General features: G+C 38.2%; 23 protein-coding genes. 16 read left to right on the top strand and 7 right to left on the bottom strand.

Annotated features, from left to right (window positions below; genetic code table 11):
• Positions 1-19: 19 nt before the first annotated feature.
• The gene (gene pepF, locus RCG22_RS09355; RefSeq protein ID WP_308106621.1) at positions 20-1843 is read left to right on the top strand and encodes an oligoendopeptidase F; all 1824 of its coding nucleotides are present in this window, start codon (positions 20-22) and stop codon (positions 1841-1843) included.
• A gap of 34 nt (positions 1844-1877) precedes the next feature.
• On the opposite strand, the gene RCG22_RS25510 is transcribed toward pepF, so the two are convergent.
• The 4 genes from RCG22_RS25510 to RCG22_RS09340 all read right to left on the bottom strand — a co-directional run bounded on the left by RCG22_RS25510 (position 1878) and on the right by RCG22_RS09340 (position 4428).
• Complete coding sequence (locus RCG22_RS25510; protein ID WP_488656039.1) at positions 1878-2015, bottom strand: hypothetical protein; 138 nt, start codon at positions 2013-2015, stop codon at positions 1878-1880.
• Positions 2016-2362: 347 nt separating this feature from the next.
• Entirely contained in the window at positions 2363-3256 is an 894-nt protein-coding gene (locus tag RCG22_RS09350) for a ClpXP adapter SpxH family protein (protein ID WP_374049435.1), read from the bottom strand.
• Positions 3225-3632, bottom strand: a complete 408-nt coding sequence (locus RCG22_RS09345; protein WP_098260926.1) for a globin domain-containing protein — start codon at positions 3630-3632, stop codon at positions 3225-3227. Before RCG22_RS09345 ends, RCG22_RS09350 begins: the two co-directional genes overlap by 32 nt.
• 196 nt (positions 3633-3828) lie before the next feature.
• On the bottom strand, positions 3829-4428 hold the full coding sequence (locus RCG22_RS09340) for a CYTH domain-containing protein (RefSeq protein ID WP_308106619.1): 600 nt from the start codon (positions 4426-4428) through the stop codon (positions 3829-3831).
• A gap of 120 nt (positions 4429-4548) precedes the next feature.
• On the opposite strand from RCG22_RS09340, the gene RCG22_RS09335 reads away from it, so the two are divergent.
• Genes RCG22_RS09335 through RCG22_RS09320 form a run of 4 tightly spaced genes read left to right on the top strand, consistent with a single transcriptional unit; the run spans position 4549 to position 7344 of the window.
• Positions 4549-4914 (top strand): UPF0738 family protein, encoded by a 366-nt coding sequence (locus RCG22_RS09335; RefSeq protein WP_308106618.1) that lies wholly within the window; start codon positions 4549-4551, stop codon positions 4912-4914.
• A gap of 19 nt (positions 4915-4933) precedes the next feature.
• Positions 4934-5572 (top strand): GTP diphosphokinase, encoded by a 639-nt coding sequence (gene yjbM, locus RCG22_RS09330; protein WP_098260929.1) that lies wholly within the window; start codon positions 4934-4936, stop codon positions 5570-5572.
• A 53-nt stretch (positions 5573-5625) separates the two neighbouring features.
• The gene (locus tag RCG22_RS09325; RefSeq protein ID WP_098260930.1) at positions 5626-6420 is read left to right on the top strand and encodes an NAD kinase; all 795 of its coding nucleotides are present in this window, start codon (positions 5626-5628) and stop codon (positions 6418-6420) included.
• Positions 6421-6438: 18 nt separating this feature from the next.
• Entirely contained in the window at positions 6439-7344 is a 906-nt protein-coding gene (locus tag RCG22_RS09320) for an RluA family pseudouridine synthase (RefSeq protein ID WP_308106617.1), read from the top strand.
• A 200-nt stretch (positions 7345-7544) separates the two neighbouring features.
• On the opposite strand, the gene prpE is transcribed toward RCG22_RS09320, so the two are convergent.
• Positions 7545-8285 carry a bis(5'-nucleosyl)-tetraphosphatase PrpE gene (gene prpE / locus RCG22_RS09315; RefSeq protein WP_308106616.1) on the bottom strand — a complete coding sequence of 247 codons (741 nt, stop codon included), beginning with the start codon at positions 8283-8285 and terminating at the stop codon, positions 7545-7547.
• Between the two features lie 94 nt (positions 8286-8379).
• Between prpE and RCG22_RS09310 the strand changes: the two genes are divergently transcribed.
• From RCG22_RS09310 to RCG22_RS09300, 3 genes are all read left to right on the top strand, one after another.
• A complete protein-coding gene (locus RCG22_RS09310; protein WP_308106615.1) occupies positions 8380-10239 on the top strand; it encodes a monovalent cation:proton antiporter family protein in 1860 nt (619 codons plus the stop codon).
• A gap of 114 nt (positions 10240-10353) precedes the next feature.
• Positions 10354-11124 (top strand): enoyl-ACP reductase FabI, encoded by a 771-nt coding sequence (gene fabI / locus RCG22_RS09305; protein ID WP_098260934.1) that lies wholly within the window; start codon positions 10354-10356, stop codon positions 11122-11124.
• Positions 11125-11244: 120 nt separating this feature from the next.
• A complete protein-coding gene (locus RCG22_RS09300) occupies positions 11245-11742 on the top strand; it encodes a CotO family spore coat protein (RefSeq protein WP_308106614.1) in 498 nt (165 codons plus the stop codon).
• 69 nt (positions 11743-11811) lie between these two features.
• Here RCG22_RS09300 and RCG22_RS09295 read toward each other — a convergent pair whose 3' ends face one another.
• Positions 11812-12324 carry a CotY/CotZ family spore coat protein gene (locus RCG22_RS09295; protein ID WP_098260936.1) on the bottom strand — a complete coding sequence of 171 codons (513 nt, stop codon included), beginning with the start codon at positions 12322-12324 and terminating at the stop codon, positions 11812-11814.
• A gap of 142 nt (positions 12325-12466) precedes the next feature.
• Between RCG22_RS09295 and RCG22_RS09290 the strand changes: the two genes are divergently transcribed.
• The 8 genes from RCG22_RS09290 (at position 12467) to spoVIF (ending at position 16193) form a co-directional block, all read left to right on the top strand.
• Positions 12467-12823 (top strand): DUF1360 domain-containing protein, encoded by a 357-nt coding sequence (locus tag RCG22_RS09290; RefSeq protein WP_098260937.1) that lies wholly within the window; start codon positions 12467-12469, stop codon positions 12821-12823.
• A gap of 83 nt (positions 12824-12906) precedes the next feature.
• Entirely contained in the window at positions 12907-13044 is a 138-nt protein-coding gene (locus tag RCG22_RS09285; RefSeq protein ID WP_308106613.1) for a hypothetical protein, read from the top strand.
• A 147-nt stretch (positions 13045-13191) separates the two neighbouring features.
• On the top strand, positions 13192-13659 hold the full coding sequence (locus tag RCG22_RS09280; protein ID WP_308106612.1) for a sporulation protein: 468 nt from the start codon (positions 13192-13194) through the stop codon (positions 13657-13659).
• A 16-nt stretch (positions 13660-13675) separates the two neighbouring features.
• Positions 13676-14155 carry a stage V sporulation protein AC gene (gene spoVAC / locus RCG22_RS09275; RefSeq protein WP_098260939.1) on the top strand — a complete coding sequence of 160 codons (480 nt, stop codon included), beginning with the start codon at positions 13676-13678 and terminating at the stop codon, positions 14153-14155.
• Complete coding sequence (spoVAD, locus tag RCG22_RS09270; protein ID WP_098260940.1) at positions 14156-15181, top strand: stage V sporulation protein AD; 1026 nt, start codon at positions 14156-14158, stop codon at positions 15179-15181.
• 4 nt (positions 15182-15185) lie between these two features.
• Positions 15186-15542 (top strand): stage V sporulation protein AE, encoded by a 357-nt coding sequence (gene spoVAE, locus RCG22_RS09265; RefSeq protein WP_066252224.1) that lies wholly within the window; start codon positions 15186-15188, stop codon positions 15540-15542.
• A 107-nt stretch (positions 15543-15649) separates the two neighbouring features.
• A complete protein-coding gene (locus tag RCG22_RS09260; RefSeq protein WP_074432806.1) occupies positions 15650-15766 on the top strand; it encodes a YjcZ family sporulation protein in 117 nt (38 codons plus the stop codon).
• Positions 15767-15938: 172 nt separating this feature from the next.
• A complete protein-coding gene (spoVIF, locus tag RCG22_RS09255; RefSeq protein ID WP_066259806.1) occupies positions 15939-16193 on the top strand; it encodes a sporulation-specific transcription regulator SpoVIF in 255 nt (84 codons plus the stop codon).
• Positions 16194-16216: 23 nt separating this feature from the next.
• On the opposite strand, the gene RCG22_RS09250 is transcribed toward spoVIF, so the two are convergent.
• The gene (locus RCG22_RS09250; protein ID WP_308106611.1) at positions 16217-18517 is read right to left on the bottom strand and encodes a UvrD-helicase domain-containing protein; all 2301 of its coding nucleotides are present in this window, start codon (positions 18515-18517) and stop codon (positions 16217-16219) included.
• Positions 18518-18520 lie beyond the last annotated feature (3 nt).

The raw sequence follows: 18520 nt of genomic DNA, 5'->3' as shown, positions 1-18520 counted from the left end.
AAAGAATGGAGGATGAAGGATGGCAAATGAAACTGCAGTAAAATCACTGCCAGCAAGAAATGAGATTCCAGCGCAAGATACATGGAAATTAGAAGATATTTTCTCAAGTGACCAGGAGTGGGAAAAGGAGTTTCAAGAGGTAAAAGGCCAAATCCCTGGGATAAAAAACTTTGAAGGGAAATTAGGAGAAAGTGCAGAAACACTTTATGAAGCTCTTCAATTCCAAGATAAACTGTTAGAACGGATTGGAAAACTTTATACATATTCACATATGCGTTATGACCAAGACACCACGAACTCATTTTACCAAGGTTTAGATGACAGAATGAAGAATCTGTATTCACAGGCAGCGAGCCAGTTAGCATTTATTGTTCCAGAAATTCTCTCACTAGATGAGAGCAAAGTAACTAGCTTCTTAAATGAGAAACCGGAATTAAAATTGTATGAGCATGCTTTAGCTGAAATTAATTTGCAAAGACCGCATGTCCTGACAGCGGAACAGGAAGCATTGCTCGCTGAGGCGAGTGAAGTGATGGATGCTTCTAGCAATACGTTTGGGATGTTGAACAATGCAGACCTCGAATTTCCAACAATTAAAGATGAAAATGGCGAAGAGGTAGAAATTACTCATGGCCGATATATCCGCTTTTTAGAAAGCGCAGACCCTAGAGTAAGACAAGAGGCCTTTAAGGCAGTATATAAGACGTATGGTGATTTTAAAAATACATTTTCAAGTACATTAAGTGGGAATGTGAAGAAGGATAATTTTAATGCCAGGGTAAGAAAGTATAATTCAGCCAGACATGCTGCCCTTTCTGCAAACAATATCCCAGAAAGCGTTTATGATAACCTTGTTAATGCGGTTACGGATAATCTTCATTTATTACATCGCTATATCAAGCTTCGTAAAAAAGTCCTAGGGCTTAATGAGCTTCATATGTATGATTTATTTACACCTCTTGTCAAAGATGTGAAAATGGAAATTAAATACGAAGAGGCAAAAGATTTAGTTATTAAAGGGTTAGCCCCGTTAGGTGAGGAATATTCGAATATATTAAAAGAAGGTTTTGAAAATCGCTGGGTCGATGTCCATGAAAATAAAGGAAAGCGGAGTGGGGCCTATTCTTCAGGGGCATATGGTACACATCCGTATATTCTGATGAATTGGCAGGATAATGTAAATAATTTATTTACACTTGCCCATGAATTTGGCCATTCTGTACACAGTTATTATACAAGAAAATCACAGCCGTATCCTTATGGCAACTATTCTATTTTCGTTGCTGAAGTGGCTTCAACATGTAATGAAGCACTTCTTAATGACTATCTATTGAAAACAATTGATGATGAACAGAAACGTATTTACTTACTCAACCATTATTTAGAAGGCTTTAGAGGCACCGTGTTCCGGCAAACTATGTTTGCAGAGTTTGAACACATAATCCATCAAAAGGCCCAAAATAACGAGGCGTTAACTGCAGACGCATTAACCGAAAGCTATTATGAATTAAATAAGAAATATTTCGGTGAAGAGGATATTGTAATTGATGAGGAAATCGGGTTAGAATGGGCAAGAATTCCACATTTTTATTATAATTATTATGTTTACCAATATGCCACTGGTTTTAGTGCAGCTACTGCGTTAAGTAAGCAAATTCTTGAAGAGGGTGAGCCGGCAGTCAAACGATACATCGACTTCTTAAGTTCAGGAAGTTCAGATTATCCAATCGAAGTCCTGAAAAAAGCTGGTGTAGATATGACAAGCGCTGATCCAATCAAGAATGCTTGTAAGGTATTTGAAGAGAAACTGAATGAATTAGAACAATTATTATCAAAAGTATAAATAAAGGGATGGTGCCTGTTGGCAGCCATCCCTTTTAAAATCCTCTAAACCTCTTTCGGTCATTAAGATAAAAAATGAAAATAAAGATGGATACAAACAAAATGGGTGTACTAACTAATAGAGGAAAGATCTTTAACAAAGCGAGTATTTGAAGGAAAAAAGCAATGAACATAAAAAGCACCATAATAACGAAAGGGAATTTTCTCATAGTATATTGCCACCCTTATTAAAAGTAAGTTTTTATTCTTTGTACTACTATGTTTATTGTCCTTTCAATGGAATTATGATTTTTGACAATTATGTGAAATAAGGCACAAACTTATTGTCAGCCTCTTTGATCCCATGCTATATTATATACGTGAAGTTGATCACAACAAACATATACCCCTTTGTTTGAACCGTGAAAAATTTCTCCCATCCCCTTTGTTCGTATAATAGAAAAATGCCTTGCAGTGTAACAGCTGCAAGGCATTTTCGTTTTTATATAAAAGTAAAAATGCCGGTTAATTCCGGCATTTTCTATTCTTCGATATACCTCCAAAAGGTCCCATATTTAGCGGGAATCTGTTCGACCACCTGCTTTAAAAGTAGTTTTTTCATTTCCCGTTCAATTTGCGAAATAGACATATTATAAACCACTGCAATTTCCTTTGAGGCAACAAATTTAAAAAATCTCATAAACGTTTCTAGCGGAGGCGGGGGAGTCAGTACTGGTTTTTCAGAAAGCATTTCCTCTAAAATTTGGACATATATTTCATATGGGTAAGAACCCGTTATCTTAATTCCTTCATCCTCAACATTTTCATTGAAAAATACTAATGTGGGAATTTCTTGTACATCCATTTCTGATGTGATTTTTAAATCACATTGGAAGGCTTTCGCGGCACTATCGGAATGGATATCAACCATGAATTCCTCCACATCCAAACCTAGACTCCTTGCACAATCCTTTAACACTTCAAGATTAGAAATATTTCGTTTTTCTAAAAATAATCCTTCTTGAATTCTTCTCAGGAAACGAAGCCCAGCACGCCTTCCCTGCAGCTCAGCTGCCTTTATAGCAATTGAAACTGTATAAGGTGAATCGACAGGATTTTCTAACCAAAGGCTCCCATCACATGACATACCAGATCTGCTAGCAGTCTTCTCCCAAACTTGAGCGATATTCTCAAAATTCTTTTTCTTACTCAAATTTAAATCGGCTAATCGTCCACTTAAAATATGCTTTATAGAAAAATAACGACCGTATTCGATTTGAAGCTTCTTTAAAATAGGTTCCAATGCCCAACATTCCGGACATAATGGGTCAATAAACATATAAATCTCAATCGGCTTTTTTTCACTACCACTGCACTGCTGCTTCGAACCCGAAAATCTTGAACTATTCACGATCTTCACCTGATATCGCGCCATCAGGCGTGTTAATCATATGTTGGGCAGTAAGGTAAAGTCGTGAATAAAAATCGTCCCTTATCGGCCCCTGTAAGCCAATTATATCCATTGCTTGAGTCATACATGATAACCAAGCCCTCGCTCGTATTGGAGTAACCGGAAATGGCAAATGGCGAGCACGCATCATCGGATGGCCATGCTCTTCTGTATACAATGCAGGTCCGCCTAAATATTGAGTTAAGAATTGCTTTTGTTTTCGAGCAATCTCAGTAAATTGATTTGGGAATATAGGAGCAAGATCAGGATGTTGTGCAACAAGGCCATAAAAAGTGTCCACAAGACGGTGTAAGGTATCTTCACCTATGGATTCAAATGGTGAAAGCTTTCTCTCAATCATGTTGACAACTCCCCTAAAGTATTATGTAAATTAATTTTAACAATGCCCATTTCATATCTCAAATTAATTGCTTTGAAAATGCGAATTTGTATCTAAAGGCATTATTAATGTATACCAATTGAGAAAATTTTAATAGAATAAATAGAAAGGAGTATGTTGGAAATAACTCCAAATCTCAAAACTGCTCTAATTCTTCTTACAAGATTTTATTTTCGTTCGTTTGATCAAACTTTTGTTTATAGAAACGGACAATTTTATTTTCTGTCTTTCGAGAAGGAATCTTTAATTGCTTTAGGAGTTCCAAAAAAATTTTCTCTCCAAACTGATAATCCTCAACCTCATATTCTAATTCATAATCTTCTTTGCTTAGATAGATACTATGGTCCAACACTAGTAACCCCTGCTTGTATTCCAACTCAACTCGCTCCGTAATTAATGATCCAAAATATTCAATAGTAGAAAAAGAAATTTGGTATTCTTCGATAAGAGATCGAATGATTCCAGTTGGTAGGATGCCCTGATGAATGGCCATTAAGACCTCTTCTTCCCCAATGACTTGATTGGTCTCAAGCAGCCCCACGTTTGCTGGCTGTTTTAATGTCATTTCGTAGGTTCCGCCCTTTTTGCGAATTCTTAGTGCAGAATTATTACTTTTTAAAGCAAAATCAGGTGTATCAAAGTAGTGGTTTTCCTGGGCGAATATTTGGCTTTGGCTGATCTTGAAATACTTAAGGAGGCTTTCATATTCTATTTTTGTCAGCATATTTTTAAATTCGATTTCGATATTTTGCGTCATGGTTTAACTTCCTTTCAACCTAGAGTTTTTCTCGATTATCCGTACCGACTTCAATATCAATTCTTGGGAGAAATGCATGAATTATGCTAAAATAAGTAGGGAGATAATGGAGGTAGAGAGATGAAGAAAAATATTACAATTCTAAAAGCATACATACTTGAAGATAAACTAATGTTAGAAACGAATGAGTCAATTATTGATTTGGTTCCAGAGGAACAGATTCTTGTTGATTCTATCCAATACTCTTTCATTTACTTAATGGAAGATAAAAATGATTATACATATATCGTTTTACATGAACAAATCTGGCCGCTTTTAAATAATGCCTATGAAAAAAGGTTACCTGTTTGGATTTCCTTTAATGATGAGCAAAAAGAATTGGTAAATTTCCATGAGGAATTTGATTATGTCCTATCTAATATTAAAGGAAATAGTAATTATGGGAAAGAATTGGTTTCAAAGGTAGAGAGAATATTCTTAACATAATTTGGTTTGAGGTGAAATCATGAAGCATTGGGACCAATTTTTAGCCCCATATAAACAGGCTGTAGCAGAATTAAAAGTAAAATTAAAGGGGATGAGAGGTCTATTCGAACTTGATGCCACTCATTCACCAATTGAATTTGTTACAGGAAGAGTTAAACCAATCGCAAGTATTCTTGACAAAGCAAATCAAAAAGGAATACCACTAGAAAGATTGGAAGAAGAAATGCAAGATATTGCGGGTATGCGTATTATGTGTCAGTTCGTCGATGACATTCATACGGTCGTCGATTTATTACGAAACCGCAATGATTTTGAAATTGTCGAGGATAGAGATTATATATCACATAAAAAGACAAGCGGGTATAGGTCCTACCATGTTGTTATTCGCTACCCAGTTCAAACCATCCATGGAGAAAAGAAGATTTTAGCGGAAATTCAGATACGAACGCTTGCAATGAATTTTTGGGCGACAATTGAACATACATTAAGCTATAAGTACAAGGGCGTTTTCCCCAGTGATATTCAAATGCGTTTGCAAAGAGCCGCGGAAGCAGCATTTCGTTTAGACGAGGAAATGTCATTGATTCGCGGTGAAATACAGGATGCTCAAGCATTTTTTACAAGAAAGAAAGAATTGAAACAAGAAGAAAAGGATTAATTGTCAATACCGCCTTTTGAATAGCCAAACAAGCCACAAGGAGCAAAAATACTATGAAATTTGCGATTACATCAAAAGGAGATCAGAAATCAAATATCTTAATGCACAAAATGAGGACCTATTTACTTGATTTTGATCTTGTGTACGATGAGGACCAACCAGATATAGTTGTTTCCATTGGTGGTGACGGGACACTCCTTTATGCCTTTCATCGCTATAGCAGCCGATTGGATAAAACGGCTTTTGTCGGAATTCACACGGGTCATCTCGGCTTTTATGCAGATTGGATTCCCGATGAAATTGAAAAGTTAGTGATTGCGATTGCTAAAACCCCCTATCATGTCGTGGAATACCCATTGTTAGAGGTGATTATCCGTTATTCTCATGCAGGCAAGGAATCAAGGTATCTTGCCTTAAATGAGTCAACGGTTAAAAGTGTGGAAGGGACACTCGTGATGGATGTGGAAATCCGTGGACAGCATTTTGAGCGGTTCCGTGGTGACGGTTTATGCGTTTCAACTCCATCAGGAAGTACTGCCTATAATAAGGCGCTTGGCGGGGCGATTATCCATCCGTCGATTGCTGCCCTCCAAGTGGCTGAAATGGCATCGATTAATAACAAAGTTTTTAGAACCATAGGCTCGCCGCTTATTCTCCCTGCACACCATACCTGTATGCTTAAACCGGTAAATCGGTCTGATTTTCAAGTGACAATCGACCATCTGACACTGCTTCATAAGGATGTAAAATCCATTCAATTTAGGGTGCCAGAGGAAAAAATTCGCTTTGCCCGTTTCCGGCCGTTTCCTTTTTGGAAAAGAGTACATGATTCCTTTATTTCCGATTGACGTGAAAGGGGCATGGTCATGTATTCTCTCTTTAAATTGAAGTGGATTATTAATGAAGGTGATGCAGGGAAATTATTAAGGGAATTTTTAAAGAAGGAAGAGATTTCTCGGACTGCTTTAACGGATATTAAGTTCAAGGGTGGGAGTATCCAAGTAAATGGAGAAGAGGTAAATGTTCGATACAAACTATCAATAGGGGAGGAAGTAACGGTTTCTTTTCCAATGGAGTATCCTAGTGAGGGACTTAAGGGAGAAGAAATCCCGTTAACAATCCTATATGAGGATGAGTATCTCTTAGTAATAAATAAGCCGGCAGGAATGAATACGATTCCGTCTCGGGAGCATCCTGACGGCAGCCTTGCGAATGCACTAATTGGCTATTATCAGCAAACTGGACTACAGACTACTTCCCATATTGTTACTCGGCTAGACAGAGATACTTCAGGAATTGTTCTCGTAGCGAAGCATCGTCATGTCCACCATTTATTTAGTATGATGCAGCGCAGTGGTGAGGTTAAGAGGACTTATGAAGCATTTGCAGAAGGCAGAGTTTTGTTAGAAAGTGGTACTATACAGGCGCCAATTGGACGCAAAGATGACAGTATAATTGAGAGAGAAGTTCGTGAGGATGGGCAATTTGCCTGCACCCACTATCGGGTACTTGAGCGAAATCATGGTTTTACTTATTTAGAGCTATCGCTTGATACTGGACGAACCCATCAAATTCGGGTTCATATGACTTATTTAAAGCATCCTTTGCTTGGTGATGATTTGTATGGAGGAGATCGATCCTTAATTTCAAGGCAGGCACTTCATTGTAAAAAAATAAAATTTATTCACCCATTTTTGAGAGAGGAAATGATTTTTACTGCACCACTTCCAGATGATATGGGTGAAATCTTAGAGGCTGACTCGCTTTTTTAGGAGGCAGCCTTTTTCAAGATAAGAAGCATGAGTTTTTGAACTTAGATAACTGTCTAGCTCCGGCGCCCTAGCGGCTAGTGTCCTTCGCTCTCCGCCCTACGATAAGTCAACATCGAATCGCCCCTGGCTCTTCGTGTTTCCTTTATCTCAGTTGGAGCGCTCCAGGCCATACGCCGCTGAACAGGGCGCCTACGCTTTTCTTAATCAAATTCCTTAAATTTTTCTTCTACATATGGCATAGTTGATTTAACTGAAATCAATTCTATTTCTGGATATCTTAACGCGGTTAGTTTTCCACCGAAGACTGCCCCGGTATCAATATTATACGTATTATTAATGATTCTTGGCTCATGAACTGGTGTATGTCCGTAAACGATGCATGTTTCACCGTGATATTCTTTGGCCCAATCCCTTCTTATCGGTGATCCATCAGGGTGTTTTTTTCCTGTAATATCTCCGTAAAGGACAAACTCTTTGACTTTTGCATGCGATTGTCCGATAAATTCTTGTTTAATCCCGGCATGGGCAATCACAAGCTTATTGTTGTCTAATTGTAGGTATAATGGAGCCTTTTCATAAAGTTCGGTGAATTTTTTTCGAATGGATTGCTGCTCTTTTTTATATAATGATTGATATTCAGCAACTGTTGTTTCTAGTCCGTGTGCAATCTGAACTTTGTTACCAAGGAAGAAGCGGTATAACTTATTACAATGATTTCCCGGTGTGTAATAGGCTTTTTTTTCTTTAAGAACCAGTTGCCATACAATTTCTATTACGTTCAGTGACGCAGGGCCGCGGTCCGTTAAATCGCCTAAAAATCCCAGTACTCTACCCTCGGGATGGATTGGTATTCCATTCTCCCACTGATAACCTAGTTTTAGAGTGAGTTCCTTTAATTCCGTAAGACAGCCATGAATATCACCGATTATATCAATTTTCATTAAATCAACTCCCTTATATCGATATTTTTTGCCTTAGAGTTAGTTTTTATAAAAAGGATTCTAAACTATAAATTAATGGAAAGGAGTTACATGAATGGAGCAACATGTATCAGTCATTTCTTTATTAATTGTTGTGACGATGGCCTTTTTAACACCCATTCTTTTACATCGGTTTAAATTGAATTATATCCCTGTGGTTGTCGCAGAAATCATTATGGGACTTGTCATTGGAAAAAGCGGATTCGATGTGGTTCACGAAGATATGTGGATCTCAACCCTATCTACATTAGGGTTTATCTTTCTCATGTTTTTAAGCGGACTGGAGATAGACTTCACGGCTTTTGCGGGGAGAAAATTACGTAAAAAGCTCCCAAATGGGAAAATCGAGCCCAATTCATTCGTTGTCGCGGGGCTAATCTTTGCAGGTATCTTTATTTTCTCGCTTGGTTTATCGCATTTGTTTGTAATGGCAGGATTTATTGATAATGCCTTTTTAATGACCTTGATTATCTCAACGATATCATTGGGGGTTGTTGTACCCACCTTGAAAGAGGCACACCTGATGAAAACCGTTATCGGCCAAATTATCTTATTGGTGGCGGTCATTGCTGATTTGGTGACGATGATTTTACTAGCAGTATTCGTATCTCTTAATGAATCAGGTCATGGAAATACGTGGCTGCTACTTATTTTGTTTGCAGCAGGTATAGTTCTTTATTTTCTAGGAAAAAGATTTAAAAATCGAACATTTATCGAAACACTTTCAACGGGAACCGTTCAAATTGGGACGAGAGCCGTATTTACATTAATCATCGTTTTAGTTGGCCTGTCTGAAACAGTGGGTGCAGAAAACATCTTAGGAGCATTTCTAGCGGGGGTCCTGGTTTCGTTGTTATCACCGAACCAAGAGCTTGTACATAAGCTGGATTCATTCGGTTATGGATTTTTGATTCCCATCTTTTTTGTAATGGTAGGGGTAAATCTTGATATTTGGTCCCTATTTAGTGAAAAAAAACTTTTATTATTGATACCACTTCTATTAATAGGACTATTATTATCAAAACTTATCCCCGTGTATATATTGAAAATTTGGTATGAGTTAAAAACAGTCATTGCAGCGGGTTTTTTACTCACTTCAACACTTTCACTTGTCATTGCAGCGGCGACAATAGGAGAGAGATTAGAAATCATAACCCCGGAGATGAGTGGTACATTAATATTGGTTGCTGTAATTACGTCTATAATTACACCGATTGTTTTTAAAAAGTTATTTCCTAAAGAAGTGATCGCTAATAAAAGGGTTAGTGTGGCATTCTTAGGTGCAAACCAGACGACAATGCCTGTTTCACGGGAATTAAAAATAGGCCTGTATGACCCAATACTTTATCATATACAAATGGAGAAATCAGAAAAACAAATTGCTAATTCTCTTTTTGAAATAGTTGAGATACCTGATTATTCACCGGAAACGTTGGAGAAGACATCGGTTTTTCAATCTGATGTTGTGGTGATTTCAACAGGTGATGAGCGGGTCAATGCAACTCTTTCCGTAGCTGCAAAAGAAAAAGGAGTTTCAAGGGTCATTGCGCGAATAGAAAGTCCTGAATTAGAGGAAAACTTACGTGAGCATAATATTGAGGTATTTTCTACATTTATGTCCACCAAAGTATTGCTTCGAGCCTTAATTGAATCGCCAACCTTGTTAAACATATTAACCAATCAGGAAACAGGACTTTATGAAATTGTAATGTTGAATAAGCAATTTGATGAAATGTCGTTACGGCGATTTCCTTTTACAGGTGATATCATATTTGTCCGGATTTTCCGTGGCAAGGATTCTATCGTCCCACATGGAGATACAGAGCTGCTAATGAATGACCGCCTGATTGTTACTGGGTCGAAGGAATATGTGGATGAACTGAAAAGAGAGCTGGAATTCTGCGAAACCTGTTAAAATATTATTGAAAAAATTTTGTTTGAAGTGTTGAACTTTTCATTTATCGTAAATTAGTGTAAAATTAGTACCAAGTACTAATAACTCATGTAATCGTAGGAGGACTTTTTCAATATGAATCTTTCTTTATCCGGAAAAACTTATGTAGTAATGGGTGTTGCCAATAAACGCAGTATTGCATGGGGAATTGCCCGCTCATTGCACAATGCAGGAGCTAGATTAATTTTTACCTATGCAGGTGAAAGATTAGAAAGCAGTGTTCGTGAACTTGCTAATTCGTTAGAAGCTGAAGGGACTCTTGTTTTACCGTGTGATGTTACAAGTGATGAAGCTGTCGCGAAGTGCTTTGCTGAAATTAAAGAAGCAGTTGGAACAATTCAAGGTGTAGCACATTGTATTGCTTTTGCAAACAAAGAAGAATTAAAAGGTGAATATCTGAACACTACAAGAGAGGGCTTCTTGCTTGCTCATAATATTAGTTCATATTCTTTAACAGCTGTTGCCAAAGAGGCAAGAGGATTGATGACAGAGGGTGGAAGCATCGTAACGTTGACTTACCTTGGCGGTGAGCGTGCCCTTCCAAATTATAATGTTATGGGAGTGGCTAAGGCTTCACTTGATGCAAGTGTCAAGTACTTAGCAGCAGATCTTGGAATTGAAGGCATTCGTGTTAACTCTATTTCAGCTGGTCCGATTCGGACGTTATCAGCTAAAGGCGTGGGTGATTTTAACGAAATCACAAGAGTAGTGGAAGAAAGAGCCCCATTACGAAGAGCAACAACTACCGAAGAGGTTGGCGATACAGCCCTTTTCCTTTTCAGTGACCTTTCCCGTGGAATTACCGGTGAAAACATCCATGTAGATTCCGGATATCATATTCTATAAAAATGCAGGCCCGCATCTGATGCGGGCCTTTTGCATGCAAATTTTTTAATTTCCTATGAACCCGTTTGGGCATTTAGCATAAATATAATGTGTAGGATTACGTAAATGGAGGTTTAGAGCATGTCGAAAAAGAAGAGTAAAGGACCATTACTCTATATACATCAGCCGTTTGCAAGGACTCCTGCAACTAACATGCAGGATACTTATTCAATTAAATTGGATGAAGTGCTAATTGAGGTTGAAATGCCAATAGAAGTTGAAAGTAAAAAGAAAATTTCCTTAGTCAAGAAGGATATTGAACCAGAGCCAAAAAATATGGAAGAAAATAAATTAGAAAATCCGCAAAAAACATCAATATCAGATAAGCATCACTCAACATTTAAACGGGTAAAACCCTTCAAAGAAATGAATGTAATCGAACGATTAGAATATCTAATCAACTATCCAATAGTCCTTCCACCTCCCCCATGTGTATTCATTACCGACGAAGGAAATTATCAGGGGTACCTAACTAAGTATGATGGAAGCGAAGTAACGATCCGTTTTCATGACCAAACGATGAAAACAGTATCAGTCAATACACTTAAAAATGTAATGCTAATCGGGATAAAAAAATAGCTGGCAAACGTAAATTCTTCGTTCTTCCAAAACAAAAAAAGCCAGCCGAATTACCGACTGGCTAAGTTTTTAGTTGCAAATTCCAAGGTTAACATCAGCAATACATTGAACTGCACAGAAGCAACTTAAGTCAACTGTAATGCAGTCGTTACTAGCACGGAAACGTTCAACCTGACAAACTTTATCGAGGTTAATGCAGCACTTATCTCCCCCTGAAACTAAGTTTACCGGGCAAAAAGTTCCGCCTTCGCGGCGACCTGGTACTAAGACACGAAGTGTCGCACAACAGTTGTCAAATACATCTTCTACGCGGAAGTAGATGGATACACATGCATTGTTTTCGTTACTAAAGAATGCATGGAATGGAGAACCATCCGCAGTACTTAATACAAATACACGAGTATCTACAGGATCTCTCCTCGCAGGTGACACCAAAGAACCTAGAGGCTCAGCGAAACAACTGGAACACTCTGGGCAATCGTCTTCTTCTACAGCATTATCTTGGATATCTTTAATTGCACGAACGACTTCGCAAACACAATTACCGTTACGAAAATCATGATTATTATTTCCACAACCCATTTATTTTTCCTCCTTAATCGTGATATATATCTTACATTACTAACATATTTCACAGAGCACTTTTGGGTAACGGACAATAGCCTTGTTTTAGAAAAATTAGGCAATTAAAATATTTCATGTTAGTTGGAAAGGGAAATTCAACATGAATATAACAATTTTACAAATTCTTATTCTTTCGCTTGCAAGCTTTAGGCTGACCAGGCTCCTTGTTTTTGATAAAATAACTGAGTTTATTCGGGAACCTTTTTTCAATGAAATCAAAGAAGAAAATGAGGAGGGTGAAATCGAGATTTATTATCTACCGAAGGAAAAAGGGTACAAAAAGTTTATCGGTGAGCTGCTTAGCTGTTACTGGTGTACAGGGATATGGGCTTCTGCAGGAATCGTAGCTATATCTCTTCTATACCCCGACTTTTCTTTTCCGATTATTTTAATTTTTGCAGTGGCTGGCTTCGCATCGATATTGGAGGCAATTGTACAGCATTTTATCGAAAAATAAAGGTGTTCGCTGAGACAAGACTTCGCAGTTGCTCATATTCTAATACAAGCAAATAATAAATTAATCGTAAGGGAGAGAGATAAATGGGTCAGAAAAAAAGGAGAAATCAAACTACTGATTACTCACAATCCATACAGTCATCCGAAACAACCCAAATGTATCAACCATCTAAATCGATAAAGAAAAAAGGGTGCGGTTGTGGCAAAAAGACTTCAAAGTAAGCTATTGGGAACTGTCAGATTAACTGGCAGTTTTTTATATTTGCTGAGGAATATAGATAAATTACGCACAGCTAGTCATAATTTTAGACAATGTCGAAAAAACTACCTATAGTGATGGTAAAAAAACGGAATAAGGGATGGAATCAAATGAAAGTAATTCATTATTGGATATTATTTGCTTGTTTATTGTTACTCTCTTCCTGTTCTCAAAATCAGCAGGTTAAGGATAGCCAATTGACCCTTATGAAAACAACGAATCCTGGCCCGATTGTGACAGTAAAGAATGAAAGTAAAAGTAAGGTAAAAGAAATTGAACAGGATGTAAGCTCATTTCCAGAACTATATGATGTTGCGGTTTTAAAAGGGAAAAAAGACACCCTGATTGTTTATAAGGTTAAGCATTTGTCTCGTTTTAGAATGAAAAAAATTGAAAAGGACATCAACAACATGCTTGAAGAAAAATATCCAAATGATAACTTTACAATTTCGAGTGACTATAAAATATTTCTCGAAGCAGTAAGACTTGAAGAGCGAATGAAATCCTCTAAATTTTCTTATCAGAGAGCAGAAAAGCGCTTTAACGACATTGTTAAAATGACGAAAGAAATGAAGTAAGAAAGGAAGATTGAAGATGGCGACCAGTAAGCAGAAAAATATGACGCCCCAGCAGCGCAAATATCAACAGCTTCAGCAGAAGCACGAAATTAAAAGGCCTGTTTTAAAGAATTGTATTAAGGCGTTTTTCGTTGGCGGAATTATTTGTGTTGTCGGCCAAGCCATCAGTTATTTTTATATATATTATTTTGATTTTACGGAACAGAGTGTAGGCAACCCGACCGTGGCTACGATGGTCTTTTTATCGATGCTATTAACGGGATTTGGTGTTTACGATCGTCTGGGTCAGTTTGCAGGAGCTGGTAGTGCAGTCCCGGTTACTGGTTTTGGAAATGCCGTAATCTCGGCGGCAATCGAGCACAGAACAGAAGGTTTTGTTTTAGGAGTAGGTGGAAATATGTTTAAGCTTGCCGGGTCAGTCATTCTGTTCGGTGTTTTCTCGGCCTTTGTAGTCGCACTGGTTAAAACGCTGCTAGTGATTTGGGGGGTTTTGTAATTGTTAAAGGGGCACCAATCTTGGATCTTTACAAATCGGCCAATGATCACTGCTACTGGGGTTACCGGCGGACCATTTGAAGCAAATGGAAATTTAGCTAATGATTTTGATTTATTATTTGAGGATTTATGGATGGGAAAGGAAACGTATGAAAAAGCACATCGGTTACTGATCGAAGAAGCGATTAAAACAGCTTTACAAAAGGGGAAAATTGAGAAAGAGCAGATTCAATTTTTATTTGCCGGAGATTTAATTAATCAAATTACCCCAACCAGCTTTGCGGCACGAACGATGCAGATTCCATACTTTGGACTCTTTGGTGCCTGCTCAACTTCAATGGAAGGCTTGGCTTTAGCATCTTTTGTAGTTAATTACGATGGCGCAAAGTACGTGCTTACGGGTGCATCAAGTCATAATGCTGCAGTTGAAAAACAATTTCGTTACCCTACTGAGTACGGGGGTCAAAAGCCGCCTACTGCACAATGGACGGTTACAGGTGCTGGGGTTGCCTTAGTACAACCAAATGAACCTGGGCAGATGCATCCGGTGACAATTTCGGCAACGATTGGAAAAGTCGTCGATATGGGATTATCTGACCCTTTTAATATGGGTGGGGCAATGGCACCAGCGGCAGCTGATACAATAATGGCCCATTTCCGTGATCTTCAATTAGATCCCTCTTATTATGATTTAATTGTAACCGGCGATCTGGGTAGGGTCGGTCATGATACAGCTTTCGAGTTAATCAACAAAAGTGGTCTTCAATTAGAGCGGAAACAATTCCAGGATTGTGGTTTATTAATGTATAAAGATGATCAGCCTGTACAATCGGGTGGAAGCGGCGCGGGATGCTCAGCAACAGCTTTATATGGACATTTATTAAACCAATTGAAAAAGGGTATATTTAAACGAATCCTCGTAGTTGCAACAGGAGCATTGCTGTCACCGCTTAGTTTTCAGCAAAACGAATCGATCCCCTGTATTGCACATGCGGTTGCAATCGAAATGAATGGAGATAAGGAGTGATCAAATGCTAGCGATGTTTTTCTGGGCATTTGTTATCGGCGGGCTAATTTGTGTTATCGGGCAGCTTTTATTTGATGTTGCCAAGCTTACCCCAGGTCATACACTAAGTTTGCTTGTTGTTATTGGAGCAATATTGGATGGTTTCGGATTGTATGAGCCACTGGTTGACTTTGCAGGGGCTGGAGCTACCATTCCAATTACCAGTTTTGGTAATTCTTTAGTCCACGGAGCCCTGCAGGATGCAGAGAAACATGGGCTGATCGGAGTATTGACCGGTATGTTTCAAGTGACAAGTTCCGGTATCTCTGCAGCAATAATATTTGGATTTATAGGTGCACTAATTTTTAAACCGAAAGGATAACCTACACATTTTTGTTTCCACAGTACTGAAATAGATGTATTGCCTACACACAGTATAAAGTAATTTCATATGTTATTAATGAGATTACAGAAGTGAGGTGACATTCTATGTGCTTTGGATATGGCGGCTACGGCTACGGCGGTGGGTATGGCGGCGGTTCAACTTTTGTATTAATCGTCGTATTATTCATCCTTTTAATCATTGTTGGTGCAAGCTTCTATTAATAAACAATAAGCTTGTATTAATGGAAGGGGTTGGCCAAAAAAGATGGCCGGCCCTTTCTTTGCTTCAATAACGTATGTGCCTATGGGCGCTTACGCTTTTCCTATTTTATTCACCATTTTGCGCTTCCTTCATACAATAAGAGTAGTTTATGAAGGAGCGTGATCTTTGAACATGGATAATGGATTTTTTAAAAACATTGAAAAGAAAACGGGCGTTAATATGAAAGATATCTTTGATTTAGCCAATTCATTACAAAATGCGAATTTTAAAGATGAAAAAACTGTCCGTAATGTGATCCGTCGAGTGTCTCAAATTGCCAATAAACCGGTAAATCAGGAAATGGAAGATCAAATTGTTAAATCGATCATCAACGATGGAAAACAACTTGACCTCAATACAATCTCGAATATGATCAATAAGAAATAAAAAAAGAAGACCACTTTCCTAATTTAGGAATTGGTCTTCTTCTTTTTATTAAGCGGAGCAATAAACCGTGATCGATTGGCTTTTTTTCCTCTTCTATTTTGTGGAACAGAAATAAACAGCTGCTTCTTTGCACGAGTCATCGCTACGTAAAATAATCTTCTTTCTTCCTCAAGTGCATTAAAGTCACCATTCCGATAAGCTTCTAGGGCAAAATCATGAGGAAGGCTGCCATCGACTGCGCCGATAATATAAACGGTTTTGTACTCAAGTCCTTTTGAGCGGTGGATTGTACTTAGGCTGATGGCTTCTTGAAAATGTTTACTTAAATTTTTGATTTCTCGATTCATCGCCGACATATGCTCTGTATGTGCCAGAAACGCTTCAAGGCTGTCAAAACTTTTGGCTGCCACTTTTAAATCCTTAAGGTCGTCCGATCCTTTTTCAAGTTTATTCGATTCATTTCCGCGTTTTTTAAGAAAATCAAGAAAGCCAATATCTTTCTCTACTTTTTCAATCGCTGTTAGCGGTGAAGTATGCTTTAATCCTCGAATAATCGTGACAGCCTTTTTTAATTTCTTTTCCTGAAATGCATGGGCTGTTGTTAAGTGTGCGAGTGCCTCAAGAAGACTGCAGTCTTTTAGGATGCTTTGTGCTTTTAATTCTTTGAGGATTGTCTGTTTTAAAAAAAGTAATGGTAATATGTCTGCCATTGCTTGCGGGTCCTCTTCGTTTAAACTTACCTTTAGAAATGACAGAGCGCTTCTCACAATATAACGTTCATAGAAAGCCTCTGCATCTAAATCAATTTTAAAAGGAAGGTTGGAGCCAGCCAGCCTTTCAAAGACTGCGCGAGACCCGGCATTGGTCCGGTAAAGAATCGCAAAGTCTGACGGATTGGCTCCGAGTGAAATCTGCTCTTGTATATCTGTAAGAATCATTGTTGCTTCTTCCTCTTCATCAAAGGGGAAAAATAACTGCGGGAGTCTTTCGGCTGAAAACTGTGCCTTCATTTTCTTCGTTCTTCTCACTTTATTGGCAGCTATCATTTGATTAGCGGCAGTAACTATTTCATGTGACGATCGGTAATTTTGGTCAAGTGTGACCATTTTGGCATATGGAAAATCTTTTTCAAATTCCAACAAATAACTAGGATCACTACCACGAAAGGAATAGATTGCTTGATCGTCGTCACCAACGGCACAAACATTTTTATGTTTACCTGATAAAAGTTTAATGAGCTCGTACTGCACCTTATTGATATCCTGAAACTCATCAATTAAGAAATAATGAAACCGCTCTTGATACTGTTCAAGCAGGGCAGGGGTCGAGACAAACAGCTGATAGCAGCCAATCAGCATATCATCAAAATCAAACAAACCCTCACTATTCTTATATTCCTCATATCTTTTATATAAAAAGACTACTTTTTCTTCCCATTCGGAAGCAGGCTTCACTTCATCCGGCATTAGTAATGAGTTTTTCCAAAGGCCGATTTGCTGAAGGGCCAAATCATAGGCAAATTCTTTTTCCGACAAGTCGAGCTCTTTTCCTGATTCCTTCAAAATTTTATCCCGTTGCCATTCTTTTTTCAGCAATTTATTTGATGACCAATTACTTCCATCGTGGAACATAAGGATTCGATAAAAAATGCTATGGAAGGTACCAGTAACAAGTTGCGTGACTTTTTCTCGTTTCATTTGCGGGTACGAAAGCAGCCGGTTTTTCATTTCAGCAGCCGCTTTCGATGTGAAAGTAACAAGCATTATTGTCCTTGGATCCAAGTGTTTTTCATTCATCATAAACGCTGTCCTTGCAGTTAATACACGAGTTTTGCCACTCCCGGCACCTGCAAGGACTATTAAAGAGCCTTCAGTCTCCATGACTGCGGCTGCCTGACTTTCATCTAAAATAACGCCACTTTCGGCAAGCTCCTGTAAGTAAGGTGAGCGCTCCACAGGGGTGTTACACATTGGCTGTTTGTATGGAACAGTATATTCAATGTTTGTGGCAGTTTTGAACTTATCAATGCTTGGTGGGGGCGTTGTAATCGTCCTGCCCTTTGGTATGTGAAATCCATTTATCTCCGTAGATTGGTGGGAATCTAATTTCAACGCAGTTACAGTGGGCTCTGGACAATGTATATCGGGTGAATGCATATGATAAAAATGTGGTTCCTTCTGAATACCTAAAAACAATCGAACGGTCTCTTTACATATAGAACAGTTCAGTTGACCATTTTTTCCGGCCAGAAATATTTTTTGATATTGATCCCTGCTTAATTGTTCAAGGAGAATATTCTGATTTTGATAAATCGCTGTTTTCATAGT

The organism is Neobacillus nitrireducens (assembly GCF_030915405.1).
GTDB lineage: Bacteria > Bacillota > Bacilli > Bacillales > Cytobacillaceae > Neobacillus.
The sequence above is the reverse complement of the archived record's forward strand: the minus strand, read 5'-3'. Positions and strand labels throughout refer to the sequence as shown.

What these genes read in the sequence shown, in the direction of transcription:
- RCG22_RS09320 (WP_308106617.1), top strand. Translation starts at nt 6,439, where the DNA reads ATGTATTCTCTCTTTAAATTGAAGTGGATTATTAATGAAGGTGATGCA.
- RCG22_RS09335 (WP_308106618.1), top strand. Translation starts at nt 4,549, where the DNA reads ATGAAGAAAAATATTACAATTCTAAAAGCATACATACTTGAAGATAAA.
- prpE (WP_308106616.1), bottom strand. Translation starts at nt 8,285, where the DNA reads ATGAAAATTGATATAATCGGTGATATTCATGGCTGTCTTACGGAATTA.
- RCG22_RS09250 (WP_308106611.1), bottom strand. Translation starts at nt 18,517, where the DNA reads ATGAAAACAGCGATTTATCAAAATCAGAATATTCTCCTTGAACAATTA.
- RCG22_RS09290 (WP_098260937.1), top strand. Translation starts at nt 12,467, where the DNA reads ATGAATATAACAATTTTACAAATTCTTATTCTTTCGCTTGCAAGCTTT.
- RCG22_RS09300 (WP_308106614.1), top strand. Translation starts at nt 11,245, where the DNA reads ATGTCGAAAAAGAAGAGTAAAGGACCATTACTCTATATACATCAGCCG.
- spoVAC (WP_098260939.1), top strand. Translation starts at nt 13,676, where the DNA reads ATGGCGACCAGTAAGCAGAAAAATATGACGCCCCAGCAGCGCAAATAT.
- RCG22_RS09350 (WP_374049435.1), bottom strand. Translation starts at nt 3,256, where the DNA reads ATGGCGCGATATCAGGTGAAGATCGTGAATAGTTCAAGATTTTCGGGT.
- RCG22_RS09295 (WP_098260936.1), bottom strand. Translation starts at nt 12,324, where the DNA reads ATGGGTTGTGGAAATAATAATCATGATTTTCGTAACGGTAATTGTGTT.
- pepF (WP_308106621.1), top strand. Translation starts at nt 20, where the DNA reads ATGGCAAATGAAACTGCAGTAAAATCACTGCCAGCAAGAAATGAGATT.
- RCG22_RS25510 (WP_488656039.1), bottom strand. Translation starts at nt 2,015, where the DNA reads ATGTTCATTGCTTTTTTCCTTCAAATACTCGCTTTGTTAAAGATCTTT.
- spoVIF (WP_066259806.1), top strand. Translation starts at nt 15,939, where the DNA reads ATGGATAATGGATTTTTTAAAAACATTGAAAAGAAAACGGGCGTTAAT.
- yjbM (WP_098260929.1), top strand. Translation starts at nt 4,934, where the DNA reads ATGAAGCATTGGGACCAATTTTTAGCCCCATATAAACAGGCTGTAGCA.
- RCG22_RS09280 (WP_308106612.1), top strand. Translation starts at nt 13,192, where the DNA reads ATGAAAGTAATTCATTATTGGATATTATTTGCTTGTTTATTGTTACTC.
- fabI (WP_098260934.1), top strand. Translation starts at nt 10,354, where the DNA reads ATGAATCTTTCTTTATCCGGAAAAACTTATGTAGTAATGGGTGTTGCC.
- RCG22_RS09310 (WP_308106615.1), top strand. Translation starts at nt 8,380, where the DNA reads ATGGAGCAACATGTATCAGTCATTTCTTTATTAATTGTTGTGACGATG.
- RCG22_RS09260 (WP_074432806.1), top strand. Translation starts at nt 15,650, where the DNA reads ATGTGCTTTGGATATGGCGGCTACGGCTACGGCGGTGGGTATGGCGGC.
- RCG22_RS09340 (WP_308106619.1), bottom strand. Translation starts at nt 4,428, where the DNA reads ATGACGCAAAATATCGAAATCGAATTTAAAAATATGCTGACAAAAATA.
- RCG22_RS09285 (WP_308106613.1), top strand. Translation starts at nt 12,907, where the DNA reads ATGGGTCAGAAAAAAAGGAGAAATCAAACTACTGATTACTCACAATCC.
- RCG22_RS09345 (WP_098260926.1), bottom strand. Translation starts at nt 3,632, where the DNA reads ATGATTGAGAGAAAGCTTTCACCATTTGAATCCATAGGTGAAGATACC.
- RCG22_RS09325 (WP_098260930.1), top strand. Translation starts at nt 5,626, where the DNA reads ATGAAATTTGCGATTACATCAAAAGGAGATCAGAAATCAAATATCTTA.
- spoVAE (WP_066252224.1), top strand. Translation starts at nt 15,186, where the DNA reads ATGCTAGCGATGTTTTTCTGGGCATTTGTTATCGGCGGGCTAATTTGT.